The sequence below is a fragment of the Bacteroides faecis genome, from assembly GCF_020091505.1.
Lineage (GTDB): Bacteria > Bacteroidota > Bacteroidia > Bacteroidales > Bacteroidaceae > Bacteroides > Bacteroides faecis.
Genome location: NZ_CP081916.1, coordinates 4,214,417 through 4,229,544 on the forward strand (window position 1 = coordinate 4,214,417; position 15,128 = coordinate 4,229,544).

A 15,128-nucleotide genomic window follows, 5' to 3' on the forward strand; every position below is an offset into this window, starting at 1 on the left:
GTTCCTTGGTCGAAGAACATTGCAAAGATGCTTATTCTTCTCGAAATAGCCAAATTTTAGCTTCTCTTTATATTTTAAGAATAAATGCTATGGGTATTCAAAATAAAGACGGAGCGTTGTATTTCGCTACAGGAATAGATAACTCGGGGTTATATTCAGGACGTCAGGAGGCAATGGGGATCATCAAGGCGATGGCCGGTGAGATCACTTCTTTTGATGTTTTCGGAGGGATTGGTATTAGTGCGGGCATTGCATTTGCCCAGGCCGCCAAAGGTGCATACGACTTTGAAAAGCAGTTCCAGCAAAGTATGAAAGAAGTTGCTACCCTTTCAAGCGGAATAAAGGGCAGTCTAACCGATTATATGAATCAAGTCGTAGAACTGACCCGCGAGGTTCCAGTACTTGCGAATGATGCGGCTAAAGCATTGTATCAGATTGTATCTGCCGGCCATGATGGTGCGGATGGTATGAAGGTTCTGGAAGTATCGGCTAAAGCTGCTATCGGTGGAGTTACCGATACGGCTACGGCAGCAGACGGTATCACTACCCTATTGAATGCCTATAAGCTTGATGTTTCAGAAGCTGAGAAAATATCAGATCAACTATTTACTACCGTCCGGCTGGGTAAGACCTCATTTGGAGAGTTAGGCAAAAGTATTGCGCAAGTTGCGCCTGTTGCTGCCGCCTATGGTGTGGAAGTAGATCAGGTCTTAGCCGCTGTTGCTACCCTAACCAAACAAGGTACGCCTACAGCGCAAGCAATGACTCAAATACGTGCTTCCATTATTGCAGTATCCAAGGTGCTTGGTGATGGCGCATTTGATAACAGGACCTATCAAGAGGCGCTAGCAGAAGTTGCTAGACAGGCAGGAGGCTCGGAAGCAGAACTTCGTAGATTAGTTCCAGAAATCGAGGCGGTCAATGCAGTTCTTGGATTGACAGGAATTAACGTCAAAGAGGCTGCCGGACATTTGGAAGAAATGCAAAATGCCACAGGCGCAGCAGAAGCAGCTTTTAAAGAAATGGCTTCTTCTGCTGATAATCAAATGAAGCTACTGGGGAATAACATAACGGCCACCCTTCGCCCGTTAGGACAGGAAATCTTAAAAGAAATATCTGCCGCAGCACAATCTATGAACGAAGCCTTTAAAGATGGCAGTGTTCAAGAGGCATTGAAAGATATAGGTGCCTTAATAGTCGTCGTTACGACTGCCCTTGCAGGATACAAAGGAAGTATTCTTGCTGTAAGTACTGCCAAACAAGTATATGCAACGGTAACAGCAATTGTAAATCGACAGCGTGCTATTGAGGCGGCCAACCTTGTATTAACCAAAGGTATGTATGCCATTGAGGCTACCATGATTGCTAAAAGTACATCTGCCCGTATTTTATTAACAGGAGCAATAAAAGCTCAAACCATTGCACAGTTGAAAAATGTTGCAGCTATGCTAACTAATCCTTATGTATTAGCAGCTGCTGCATTCGCAGGACTTGGATATGCCATTTACAGATGCGCAACTGCGGAAAACGTCTCAGAGAAGGCTATGAGAAAACATAATGCTGCTATGGAAGCACAAAAGAAACATTTTGATGACTTGAAAAATAAAGCAGAAAGCCTTGTCAATGTTATTAAAGATGAAGCAGCTAGCCAATTTGATAAATTAGATGCATATAAACAACTTCAAGCTATAATGCCCAATGTTTTGAAAAACATTGATTTAGAAAAGCTCAAAACAATGGAACTCAACGATATCCTAAAATTATTCAACAAGGATAAAAATGAGCAATATATCATGGGAGTAAAAGTTAGAGCTGTAATGAAACAAGAGGAACTTGATGCAGCTACAACTGAATGGCAAAAAGCAATAAATGAAGCTGAAGAAAACCAAAAGAATGGTATCGAAGATTCTGGATTAAGTATTAGAATTGGTCGATTAGCTAAAAAAAAGAATGAAGCAGCAGAGTCTGCCCGTCTTGCCAAAGAAGAAGTAGACAAAATAAATGAAATTCAAAGAAAAGCAAAAGAAGAACAAAAGAAAGAAGAAGAGAAAGCCAAAATTCAGAATAAGGCTTTTTGGACGAAGCAGAAAGACGATGCTACAAAAGCACTAGATTCAATCGCTTCGGCACAAAAAAAATTGATGGATGCTGGAAATTTCAAAGGGATTGATGCTACTGTCATTACTGCTTACAAAGAAAATATCAAAAAACTAAAAGAAGCAGAGAAAGAATTAAAAGTTTATGATTCATTTTCCAAACAGGATGATAAGGCACAAAAATTACGTGAAGAACAAGAAAAATATAAACTCCTGTTAGAGAAACAAAAGTTTGAACAGGAACGAATAAAAGAAGATTCAGCAAATGAACTCGAACAACTTGAAATAAACAAACTCAAAGAGAGTAGTGAAAAAGTCCTCAGACAAAGGGAGCTTAATCACAAACTAGAATTGCAGGCTATCGAGCGTGAAGCAGAAGACAAGAAACTAAAAGTGATTGAAGATGCTCGTTCTGCTTTTGAAGCTAATCCGGAAAACAAGAAGAAGACTTTTAATACAAGTGCTTTCATCAATTCTGAGTCAACGAAGAAACTGTTTGCCATGTTCGACAACGTTGCAAAGGAAGCCGCTGCGACTGCTGATACAAAGTACAATCGTGGAGATGATCTATCTGATTTGTTGAATCAGTATCAGGACTATACAGATCAACGGCTTGCGATTGAACGAAAGTTCAACGAAGATATTGCTACTCTTCAAGAACAGCGCAAACAAGCAGAAAAGGACGGAAATACAGAACAGGTAGAACAGATTGATCGTTCCATCACCCAAGCTACAAAAGATAAGGGTATGGAACTTATGAATATGGACTATAATAAGCTGAAAGAATCTCCGGAATACGTTCGTGCCTTTGAGAATTTGAAAGAAACATCTTCTGAAACTCTTAATTCTCTTCTTTCTCAACTAGAGAATGCAAAAGGGACAGCAGCTAAGGTATTATCTCCGGACCAACTTCGTGAATATACCAGCACTATTCAATCAATCATGGATGAACTGGATTCACGTAATCCGTTTCAATCATTATCTGACAAGAAGAAGGAACTGGCAGAAGCGGAGGAAGAACTAGCTAAAGCGCAAATTGAGTTAGAGAATGCCCGGACCCAGGCGGAAGCAGTGAAAGGCGGTGCTATGATTGAGAACGGTGTCAAGTCTTCTAAGTATAATCCCAAGACCGGAAAGATCGATTCAACTAAAGCTTATCTAACCGAGGCGCAGGCGTTGGATAAGGTGAAGGAGAAAACGGATAACTACAATGAAGCAAAAGACAAAACGACGAAAGCCAGTGCAAAGGTACAAGCTGCTGAAAGGAAAGTGGCAAGCGTTATCGGAGAACTCGGTGACGCTTTAAAAGATCTAGGTTCAGCTATCGGCGGACAAGCCGGTGAAATTATAAGTATCATTGGCAATATCGGCACCTTCGCCATGACAGCGATGAATGGCGTAGAAACGGCATCAACAACGGCATCAACTGCAATCAAAGCGGTTGAAAAAGCATCTGTCATTCTCGCCATCATCGGTGCAGCTATGCAGATAGCAATGAAAATCTTCGACCTGTTCGGCAAAGACGACACAACAGAAAAGTATGAGAAAGCCAAAGAAGCTTATGAATCTTATATCAACATTCTTGATAGAGTGATAGAAAAGCAACTGGAATTGGCTGAAACTCTTACAGGAGATAATGCGAATGCTGCTTATGATAAGGCCCTTGAAATGATAAGGCTACAGAATGAGAATGCACGTGTTTTAGGTAAACAATACTTGAACTCTGGTGCATCCGGCAAGTCACATTCAAAGGGATATACTGAAGTGGAAGATATGTCCATGGAGGGGTGGAAGCAAGCGGCAGATACGCTAGGTATGAGCGTCGATGAATTTAAAGACAAAATGGGCGGACGCATGGCCGGTCTGTTTGATTTGACAGATGAACAACTTACAAAACTTCAAGAAAATGCTGGGATCTTCTGGTCACAACTTGACTCTGACACTCAAAAATTCGCGGATCAGATAGTGGATGGTGTTACCCAGGTTGCAGAGGTTGTCGAGCAGAAGATCACCGATGCTACTCTCATTGATATAGACGGACTTCGTTCAGACTTTCAGGATCTGCTTACAGATATGGATGCCGATAGTGCTGATTTCGCAGATAACTTTGAAGAATACATGAGAAATGCTATTCTAAACTCAATGCTCAAAGAGGACTATATGAGCCGACTAACAGCTTGGAGAGAGAAGTTTTACAAAGCTATGGATGATGGAGTAACCGAAGAAGAATATAATGCTTTAAAAGCTGAAGGTCAGCAGATTTCCGATGACATGAAAGCCAAACGGGATGCGTTGGCTGAAATGTATGGCTGGAACAAAGATGACGATGAACGTGAAGCATCAAAGAAAGGTTTTGCCTCCATGTCGCAGGACTCTGCAGATAAACTGGATGGTGCATTTGCTGTTATGACTTCTCACACATACTCAATAAACGAAGGAGTTAAGCAAATACAATTGAGTACAGATAAGATCATTGAGAAGCTTGTATACCTATCCAACATGGACAAGAATATAGGTGAAATGGTAAAACATAGCGATCTTGTCATTACTTACCTGTCAGACATAAGTAGTCATACGGCACGCCTTGAAGCTATTGAGAAGGCTATAGAATCTATCAGAATGGGGATTGACACATTGAACACTAAAGGCATAACATTGAAGCGATGACAGGACAATTTTACTTAGACGGAATAGACGCCTATACCAGTTTAGGGATATGCGTTACAAAGGGAAGCTACAATAATCTTGTAGCCTTCCCTGCTATCAAAGAATTGGAAAAAAACGACTGGCCGGAAGAAGATGGACAAGAATTTGACCTTTCTAATATTGCCCTAAACACAAGTGATATAAGCATTGAATTTGCATATATGGGCAGTATGGGTATTGGCGGACTAATTGATAAGCTCTCGGACCTGAGCTATCATGAATTTCGTTTTCCACTCATTGACAGAACATATACCCTACGTTTGTCTTCTCAAAACAGTTATGTAATCAATACGGGCCTTGAAATTTCTAAGTTCACTCTTACAAATGACTTTCCCCGTGAAGCCAACTATGAGTATCAAGAACCTATTAACGATAGTGACCTCCCATTTCCAAAGGGCTATGAGCTTGACGGTAAAGATCTGACCGACTATGGTGTAGTAGTATTGAAAGGCAGTACAGCAGAAATACTGAAAACTCCGGCAGTAAAAAAGAACCTACTGCAGAATTTCAAACGTCAAGATGGAGCAATCTATGACGGTGAAGTTGTGAAATTCCAAACCAAAGAAGTATCTCTCAAATGCCTGATGCGGGCCGGGACGATTGAAGCGTTCTGGCGAAATCGCGATACCCTACTCTATGATCTTACAAAACTGTCTGCTAAGGTCGATGATGAAGGATATGAGTATTCTGATGCTGAACGTATATTTTATTGTGATGAGTGGAGTGAAAGCTACCCTTGCTATTATAAGAGTTGCCAGACAAACAATTTTCTTCTTAATAATGGGGTATGGTGGGAATTTACCTTGAAACTTGTATTTACTAGTTTCCGGATTGGAGAAACAGACTTCCTGCTTGCTTCCGAAGCAGAAGAATTTATCATAACAGAAGATGGAATATTTTATATTGACTTAAAAAATTATGCCAATTAAAAAGAAAAAAATCAGCGAATTAACGCTTGCTGATAGCATGGTAGGATTGTACACTATTGGCGTTAAAATGGTGAATGGCGTACAAACAAGTGTAAAAGTTAGTCTTGAATTCATAAAGAAAGCCTATGATGACGTAGTTGCAGCAACAAAGAAGGCCAATGACGCAGCAAAGGCGGCTGATGATTCCCGAACCCAAATAGAAGTGAATGAAGATACTCGACAACGCAATGAAGCTACTCGTATCAACGCTGAAAGAAATCGTTCAAGTGAAGAACAAGCCCGGTCAGCTGCAGAATCTGTACGTATCATAAATGAGAATACCCGTAAAGCAGAGGAAGCAGCTCGCGCGACCGCTGAAGGGCAACGTGTATCTGCAGAACTTAGCCGCATTGAAACAGAAAATAAACGAGTATCAGATGAACAAGCACGTATAAGTAATGAAGATGCACGTAAGACCGCTGAAACAGGACGTTCTTCTGCAGAATCGGAACGTGTGAAGGAAGAAGACAAACGAAAAGTAGCTGAAACAACACGTTCTACAGCTGAAACAGATCGCATAACAGCCGAAGATGAACGAAAAGAAGCCGAATCCACGAGAGAAGCAAATGAAACTGCACGAATGACAGCCGAAGATAATCGCGTTACTGTCGAATCTGAACGCGTATCTGCTGAAACAGACCGTAAATCAGCGGAGACAGCCCGAGTATCAGAAGAAAACAAAAGAAAGTCCGCTGAAATTGACCGTAAATCAGCCGAAACGTCCCGGGTATCAGAAGAAAATAAAAGAAAGCAGGATGAAGATAGCCGCAAGGCTGCGGAAGATACTCGTTCCTCAAATGAGACTAGGCGTGTTTCTGCTGAAACAGAACGTGTAGAAGCCGAAACCCAACGTAAGTCTGAGTATAGCGGTATTATACAAGAAATGACATCTGCTACAGAAGATGCTAACGCACAACTAGAACTTGTAAAAAAAGCTACGAATGATGCAAATGCTGCCAAAAACGCATCAGTTGAACAGACAGCTCTTGCAAAGAAAGCTACTAATGACGCTAACGCAGCAATTATAAGTATTAATGCTGCCAAAGAAGAAACCCAACAAGCTACAGAAGAGGCTAACGCTGCCAAAGTTGCATCGGAAGCCCAAACAGCTTTAGCGAAAAAAGCTACTGATGATGCTAATACAGCCAAAAACGCATCAGTAGCGCAAACAGCTCTTGCTAAAGCTGCCACAGATAGTGCAAATGCGGCAGCACAGGCCGCCAATAACGCAGTTTCTGGAGTTGATGCTAAAGTAAAAGCTGCAGTGGATGCACTTGTAGCTGGAGCACCGGAAGCCCTCGACACGCTTATTGAATTGGCTAATGCCCTTAATAATGATCCGAACTTCGCCGCTACCATGGCAACAGAGTTAGGGAAGAAAATCAACGTTTCCGATATTGTCAACAACCTAACAAGTGGTGGTACTGGCAAGGTCCTTTCTGCCGAACAAGGGAAGGTTTTGAAAGCAGCTTTGGATACACATAACCATGCAGGAGTATACGAACCTGTATTCTCAAAAAATACAGCTTTCAATAAGAACTTTGGCACAACTTCCGGAACTGTTTGCCAAGGAAATGATAGTCGACTAAGTGACGCCCGTACACCTAAAGCGCATACTCACAAGAAGTCTGAGATCAGTGATTTTCCTACTTCAATGCCCGCTAGCGATGTGCCCGTTTGGGCGAAGGAAGTGAATAAGCCGTCCTATACGGCAAGCGAAGTTGGTGCATCACCGTCGAACCATAATCATGCGGGTACCTATGAACCTGTATTTACTAAAAAAACGGCTTTTAATAAAGATTTCGGTACGGCTGCCGGAACCGTGTGTGAAGGTAACGATGCCCGCTTAAGCAATGCAAGAACTCCATTAGCTCACTCACATAAGAAAGCGGATATTAGCGATTTCCCAACTTCAATGCCGGCAAGCGACGTGCCCGCTTGGGCGAAAGCCACGAAGAAACCTACTTATACGGCAAGCGAAGTCGGAGCCTCTCCTTCTAATCATAACCACGATGCAGATTATCAGCCACTCGGTAATTATGCTGACGCATCACATACTCATGCAGCAGCTGATATTACGCCTGATTCAACGCATAGATTCGTATCTGACTCTGAAAAAAGCACATGGAATAGCAAGGCTGCAGGGAATCACAATCATTCCGGAGTATATCAACCTGTTGGTAGCTATGCTCCTTCATCACATAGCCATGTTGCCACTGAAGTGACTCCGGATGCTACTCACCGCTTTGTTACTGATACGGAAAAAAGTACATGGAATGGTAAAGCTGAAGGGAATCATAATCATGACTCAACTTATCAGCCTAAGGGAAGTTATGCTGCTGCATCACATTCACATTCTGCTTCAGACATAACAGAAGTGACAAATAAGAAGTTTATGACGGATGCGGAAAAGAACGCACTAAGTTCTCTTGGAACTACGTACGCTTTGAAAGATTTCTCTAATATTGGAGTTAAATCACTTGGACAAAACGGTTATCGTAAATATGATGATGGTCTGCTTATTCAATGGGGGCACTCAAGTACTTCCGGGATAGGTAAAACCGTGTATCTTAATACGACCTTTTATGATAGTAATTACACTATTCAACTAACTGGAACTCGGCTCGTGCATAGTAATTATATGTATTCTTTCGATGTATATAGCAAATATGCTTCTTACTTTGTTATGGATTCCGTTTACCATAATAATGATTCCGATGCTGGAGGGTTTAGTATAGCTTTCTATTGGTTTGCTATAGGCCGTTGGAAATAAGATTACTTCCAGCGACCAATAGCAAACCAATAGAAAGAGGCTGTATTAGAACCTGCATTGGCAGCTTGCTGATATTTATTATTATATCCAAAATAACTAGTTGAAACAGAGGTGTAATTGGATATCCATGATGAATCGTTACCTGTATTTCCATTATTACAAGTCAAGTGCAGAGAATAATTTGTGTCATAGAATGAAGAGGGGAAATATATTGTTCCAGAGTAAGTGCCACTCGTCTTTTTTCCCCATTGAATCATTAGGCCGTCAGGAAACTTATAATAACCGTTTTGTCCAAGTGACTTAGTTCCAACATTTGAAAAGTCAGATTTTGCGTACGTAGTACCAAGAGAACTAATTTTATATAAACAAATAACTAAATGAATGTATTATGAAATACTGGAAACAAGGATTTTACGATGAACCAATTGAGGGTTCGGTAGAAATTGAGGACGACTATTACAATGATTTGTTAGAAGGTCAGTCTGAAGGAAAAGAAATTTACGAAGGTGATAATGGTGTTCCCATTTTGGTAGAGCATGAGTATTCTATTGATGAAATAAAAGAAATGAAGGTAAATCGTATCTTGCTGTATGACAAGTCAAAGGCGGTTAATTCGTTTACTTTGAGTGGGAAAGAAATGTGGCTTGATAAGGATACTCGAGTTGGTTTGAAGAACTCCATTTCAATAGAACAAGACATGGGAAGGACCGAAACAGTGTTGTGGTTCGATGGTGTGAAGTATACTATTCCTATTCTTAACGCATTAGCAATGTTAAATTCTCTAGAATTATATGCCCTCGACTGCTATAATGTGACACAACTGCATCTTGCAGCTATAAAAAAGATGTATATCGTGTCGCAGATTGAAGAGTATGATTACACAGTAGGTTATCCGGAAAAACTATTATTTGAATAGCATTAAAAACACATACCTGATTATATTTTAGATTATAATTATAATTCTAATCAGATGATATGATAATTTTATATAGTGGTAATAAGGAAATAAAGCTCGATGTAAAGGACGAAAGTTACTCTTACGAAGCAATCATGGCGGAAGATACACTTAATTTGTATTTTTCCTATCCGGGATACTTAGAAATACCGGTCGGAACTTGGTGCGACTTTTACGGAAAGCGTTATTCTCTCAAAAAAGATAGTAATTTCAAAAAGAAAGGTGAGCGTAACTTTGAATATACGCTTATACTTGAAACTGCTAAAGCGGATGCTATGATGTGGAAAGTTCGTCACATTGCAGATAACAGTATCAAATTCGCATATACAGCTAAAGCACATGAGCACCTACGATTACTCGTCGAGAACCTAAATCGTCGTGATATGGGCTGGAAAGTCGGTGATTGCATCGAAGGAACGGATAAAGTTATCAACTATAATCACACATATATTCTTGATGCACTTAATCAACTTGCAGATACGTATGAAACGGAATGGCAGATTACTGGAAAGACGGTTCACCTTCGTAAAGTTGAATATAACAAGAATAATCCTTTGAAGCTGTCTTATGGTAAAGGCCATGGTTTCAAGGTTGGTGTTGGTCGGGAATCCGGAGATATACCGCCCGAAATTGTCCTAGTAGAAACTTCTGATCGAAATATCAACTACTCGACATACGGAGCTAAATATCTGTTACTGCCCAAATCTAAGACCCTTCATTATGAAGGTAGAAGGTATATAACTGATGCAGACGGAACCAGTGTCATGCGTGCTGACAAAAGCTTAGTTACAGGTAAAGAGGATAGTCTAGACTGCACTGCAATCTATCCTTCTCGTATTGGAACTGTTAGCTCTGTTATCGAGGTTAATAAGGAGACTAACTTCTATGATTTTGTAGATAGCGATATACCTAACGATCTTGATTTTAAGAAATGTCTGATAGCCGGAGAGACCATGACCGTCATCTTCCAAACAGGTACACTTACAGGCAAAGAGTTTGAAGTCAAGTATATCCATGAGCCCATTCTTAAAGAGAATGGAGAAATAGAGAAAGCAGGTAGACGTTTTGAAATAGTTCCACAGGAGATCGATGGTATCACTATGCCGGAACCTGATGTCTGGCATCCTAAGACAGGCGATACCTACGCAGTATTCGGTATCCAGCTACCGAACTCATATATCTGTAATGATGAAGAGCAGACAGGTGCTAGCTGGGAAGTGTTTAAGGAAGCTGCTAAATACCTCTTTGAGCATGAAGATAAATCATTCGTATTTACCGGAACATTGGACGGTATCTGGGCAAAGAAGCGTTGGCTAGAAATAGGCGGCAAGATTGTGCTGGGTGGTTATGTAGATTTCTCCGATACCCAGTTTCATCCAGAAGGTTCACTTATTCGCATGATAGGAATTAAACGTTATGTGAATAACCCTTATTCTCCGGAAATAGAATTATCAAATGATCCAGTTGGTACTTCCGTAACCAGCGAATTAGATAAGATCGAGACAAATGAAGTAGACGTAGATATCAAGTATAAAGATTCTTTGCGATTTACCAAGCGCCGTTTTCGTGATGCAAAGGAAACTATGTCCATGCTTGAAAATGCTTTATTGAACTTCTCCGGCTCAATCAATCCCATCACTATACAGACGATGCAGTTACTCGTAGGTGATGAAAGTTTGCAGTTCCGCTTTGTCAGATCAAAAGCGGTCCCGGTACAAGTATCTCATAACATTACTTACAATATCAATACAAAGGTGCTACATTCGCCTGCCGGCATCATCCAACACATGACGCTAGGGATAAAAACTGTGTCGTCTGAACACAAAGCTAGCGAATACAAGTTTTGGGATATGGCTGAATATAATTCTCCGGCGCTTATTGCCCCAGAGAAGAAATATTATCTGTATGCTGTATGCAGCAAGGAAAATCAGACCGGCACATTCCTTCTCAGTGAAACAGCTATCAAAATGGAACAGATAGCAGGATATTATCACCTACTAACCGGCATCCTAAACAGTGAGTATGAAGGTGAGCGCAGCTTCGTTGAGTTGTATGGATTCACAGAAGTTCTGCCGGGCCGCGTAACAACAGAACGAATCATCTCTCCGGATGGAAAAACTTACTTTGACCTAGTTAAAAGTGAAATAGGTGGAAATATTCAAATTAAGGCAGGATCCTCCGGATTAGAAAATTTGGAGGAATGGCTTGAAGTTAGTGATCTGATTGATTCTATTCAGAAGTCTGCAGCTGATGCAAACGATGCTGTGGGAGGTCTGCATGACTATATCGACGGTGCATTTGCTGACGGCATTATCACTGAGGCGGAAGCTAAAGCTATCGAAAAGTATATCAACACTGTAAATAATGCGAAAGCAGCTGTAGAAGCAACATACAATAAACTGTATGTAAATCCTTATCTCTCAGGAACGGCCAAAACCGGGTTGCTCAATGCAAAGGTTACGCTGATGGGAAGCATTGAGAACCTTATCAAGTCTATCAATACCGCCATTGCCGACGGGCAGACAACCGTAGCAGAAAAGAAAGACGTTGATGATAAGTATGTCCTGTTTAATTCTGCGTATGCCGACTTCACCACTGCCGTAGAAACAGCCAATAAAGCGATACACGATGCCTTGAAAGGTTATTCAGAAGAAGCATTAAGAGAGGCCGCTGTTGCTATGGAAGCAGCCAATGCGGCAGCCAAGAGTGCCAGCGAAGCAAACAATGCAGTATCCAATCTAAATAATTATGTAGATGGTGCATTCTCTGACGGTGTAATATCCGAGGCGGAAGCTAGTGCTATCGAAAAGTACATCAACACAGTTAACAATGCGAAAGCAGCCGTAGAAGCGACATACAACAAACTATATGCAAATACATACTTAACCGGAGTCGCAAAAACAAACCTGCTTAATGCAAAGATTACGCTGATGGGGGCCATAGAAAGATTGATAAATGCAATAAATACTGCCATTGCAGACAAACTTACTACTCCAGATGAAAAACAGGCTGTTGATACACAGTTTGCAGGCTTCAACAGTGCTTATGCTGACTTTAATACTGCTGTCGAAGAAGCTAATAAGTCCATACAGGACAAGTTAAAGTCTTTCGCCGATGATGCAATGAAAAAAGCACTGGAAGCGTTAAAGGATGCGGCAGATGCCACAAAAGCCGCAGAAAAAGTAAACGATGATATTAGTGATTTACATAAATATGTAGACGGTGCGTTTGCCGACGGTATTATATCAGAAGCAGAAACTAAAGCTATTGAAAAATATATCAATACAGTCAAAAATACGAAAGCCTCTGTAGAAGCTACATATAATAAGCTGTACGTGAATACATACTTAGTTGGCGTTGCTAAGACTAACCTACTCAATGCTAAAATCTCTCTCTTTGGCGCTATCGACAATCTCCTCGCAGCAATCAACGTTGCTATTGCTGACGGGCAGACCACTACTGCGGAGAAAAAAAACGTTGATGATAAATTCGCTCTCTTTAACTCAACTTTAGCCAGTTTCAATACAGCCGTCGAAGCAGCTAATCAATCAATACAGGATGCGCTCAAACAGTTCGCCGACAATAATAAAGCAGAATTAGATATACTGAGCGATAGAATATCCGCACAAGTAACACGTGTAGATAGCATTACACAACGTATTGATACAGCCGGATGGATTACCACGGCAGACGGTAACAAGATATACGCTTCTAAAGAGCTGGAAAATGGTAATACGCTTATATCTTATATCAACCAGGCGGGCGAAGCAACAACAATCCATTCATCTAAGATCAATCTGGAAGGTGCTGTTACTATTACTGCGCTTCATAGTGATCTGCAGACGGTGATTAATTCTAAAGTAGACAGAGACGGTTTAGGCGGATTGGCTTTTAAAGATGCCGTTGAAGCTGCGCAGCTCGGTAGTACTATTATCATAGGAGGTTATCTTAATACTGACTTGATTAAAGTACGACGAATTGATGCTGAGGTTGGATTTGTCGGTGGATTTACTATTGAAAAAGGACGTCTTATTTGGACACGTTCCGATTATTTCGGTGGGACGTCACGTAGCTTAAAATTAGGGTCCGGAACATCTAAGGAGGGTGTTGTTAATGTGACCTTCAATCCTGCCACAGATGGGCGCTTTGGAGTAGCAGCAATCGGAGCAAATGCAGGTGGTAGTGCAGCGATATATGGTTCATCAAAGACAAATCCGACTTATCCATCAAACTACGTTTACGCAGGTTTTTTCGATGGTAATGTTACTGTATTAGGTGATGTTTCCGCCAGGGGCTTTTTTCCTCAAGACAATAGTGGAAATTCTGTTTCAGTCGTATCTGATGCATGGCTTTATGGACTTAAAAATAATCAGTTAGAAGGTATTGCTTCTAAAAACATGAAGATTCACATTATAAAAGGAATGATTGTAGAGTGTTCACAATATTAATTTTGAAAGTATAATTATGAAAGTAAATTTAAACCGGAACTTACTTGATCACAAAGGTCAGGAAGCAGTTGAATTAGTCGATGGTAAGGAGAGGAAGAAATCTCTTCGTGATATGATCTCAGAAGCCTTGTATGCTACCGGCATGAATGCTCAACTAGGTATGGATATGGCTAAAAAATTACGTGCTTATAAAATGCTGCAGCAGATTATTAACAATCGAGGTGTGCTTGATATTGAAACAGACGATGCTACTCTCCTAAAGGAGATTTGTGCAGAGTTTTTCACCGCTGGCGTTTATGGACAGATTTATGACTTAATAGAAAAAGGAGGTAAAGAATGAATATTAAAGCAACTAACAGTACAGCAGTATCAAAGGTTACTGCAGATATCAAGATCAAGTACAGGATGTCAACTCGCGGCACTGAGGCGGTAAAAGATGTTACAGCTGAAATTTCTAATGATGAAACAGTTGTCGGATTCTTTAATATATCGAAAAACGGGGTGACTGGTTTTTCTCTACACGAGGATCACGGGCTGACTCCCGAGGAAGTGAAACAGGTATTCCAGACTGCTATTGATGATTGTAGTGAGGTATTGAAATGAAGTATTAATATTTTAGATAAATGATTATGGATTATTTCAAAAACTTACTTATTGGATTGATTACCGGTATAGCTGCTTATCTTAATCCTATCTCAGGGGAGATCAAAAGCCTTATTGCTGTATTTGCCCTCAACTTCATTTGTGGGCTTCTTACTGCCCTACTAATCAATCATGAAAGCTTTTCTTTTAAAAAGGCTTGGAGATGCATCGTAGAAGCAACTATTTTCTTTACCTTAGTTAGTTGTATCTATTTTATTGGTGAACACAAAGGAAATCCGGAAGGTGCACTTCAATGTGTCTCATTTATTACGTATAGCGTTTTCTATTTCTACGGGGTAAATATTCTGAGGAATATCAAAGAAATTCTCCCTAGCTCTAGCAATGGTTACAAAGTAGTAGCTTTCTTGCACTATGTATTAAGTGTCGAGTTTATAAAGAATATCCCTTATCTAACGAACTACTTACAAAAAGGAGGTGCAAAATGATTGAAGTTTTGGAGTTTATTTTTCAAGATTCTTGGCATTGGTTAGGAACAGCCATTTTGATAGCTATCATTTTCCGTGTCAATTTGGTAAAGAT

General features: G+C 40.5%; 9 protein-coding genes. 8 read left to right on the forward strand and 1 reads right to left on the reverse strand.

Features of this window, described 5'->3' with window-relative positions; all coding sequences use genetic code 11:
• Nucleotides 1–5 precede the first annotated feature (5 nt).
• The 3 genes from K6V30_RS16505 to K6V30_RS16515 are packed head-to-tail and all read left to right on the forward strand — an operon-like array spanning nucleotide 6 to nucleotide 8,543.
• A complete protein-coding gene (locus K6V30_RS16505) occupies nucleotides 6–4,763 on the forward strand; it encodes a phage tail tape measure protein (RefSeq protein ID WP_224207170.1) in 4,758 nt (1,585 codons plus the stop codon).
• Nucleotides 4,760–5,731 (forward strand): hypothetical protein, encoded by a 972-nt coding sequence (locus K6V30_RS16510; RefSeq protein WP_055268857.1) that lies wholly within the window; start codon nucleotides 4,760–4,762, stop codon nucleotides 5,729–5,731. Before K6V30_RS16505 ends, K6V30_RS16510 begins: the two co-directional genes overlap by 4 nt.
• Complete coding sequence (locus K6V30_RS16515) at nucleotides 5,721–8,543, forward strand: gp53-like domain-containing protein (RefSeq protein WP_055268856.1); 2,823 nt, start codon at nucleotides 5,721–5,723, stop codon at nucleotides 8,541–8,543. Before K6V30_RS16510 ends, K6V30_RS16515 begins: the two co-directional genes overlap by 11 nt.
• Nucleotides 8,544–8,545: 2 nt before the next feature.
• Here K6V30_RS16515 and K6V30_RS25395 read toward each other — a convergent pair whose 3' ends face one another.
• Nucleotides 8,546–8,926: a gp53-like domain-containing protein gene (locus K6V30_RS25395; RefSeq protein WP_420869452.1), complete on the reverse strand. Its 381-nt coding sequence runs from the start codon at nucleotides 8,924–8,926 to the stop codon at nucleotides 8,546–8,548.
• Between the two features lie 5 nt (nucleotides 8,927–8,931).
• Here K6V30_RS25395 and K6V30_RS16525 point away from each other — a divergent pair, with 5 nt between their 5' ends.
• The 5 genes from K6V30_RS16525 to K6V30_RS16545 are packed head-to-tail and all read left to right on the forward strand — an operon-like array spanning nucleotide 8,932 to nucleotide 15,034.
• Entirely contained in the window at nucleotides 8,932–9,459 is a 528-nt protein-coding gene (locus K6V30_RS16525) for a DUF4376 domain-containing protein (RefSeq protein WP_055268854.1), read from the forward strand.
• A 59-nt stretch (nucleotides 9,460–9,518) separates the two neighbouring features.
• A complete protein-coding gene (locus K6V30_RS16530) occupies nucleotides 9,519–13,946 on the forward strand; it encodes a hypothetical protein (protein ID WP_224207171.1) in 4,428 nt (1,475 codons plus the stop codon).
• A 16-nt stretch (nucleotides 13,947–13,962) separates the two neighbouring features.
• Nucleotides 13,963–14,286, forward strand: coding sequence for a hypothetical protein (locus K6V30_RS16535; RefSeq protein WP_055268853.1), 324 nt, complete (start codon nucleotides 13,963–13,965; stop codon nucleotides 14,284–14,286).
• Nucleotides 14,283–14,549, forward strand: a complete 267-nt coding sequence (locus K6V30_RS16540) for a hypothetical protein (protein ID WP_055268852.1) — start codon at nucleotides 14,283–14,285, stop codon at nucleotides 14,547–14,549. Before K6V30_RS16535 ends, K6V30_RS16540 begins: the two co-directional genes overlap by 4 nt.
• A gap of 20 nt (nucleotides 14,550–14,569) precedes the next feature.
• Complete coding sequence (locus K6V30_RS16545; RefSeq protein ID WP_070101296.1) at nucleotides 14,570–15,034, forward strand: phage holin family protein; 465 nt, start codon at nucleotides 14,570–14,572, stop codon at nucleotides 15,032–15,034.
• The last annotated feature ends 94 nt before the right edge of the window (nucleotides 15,035–15,128 follow it).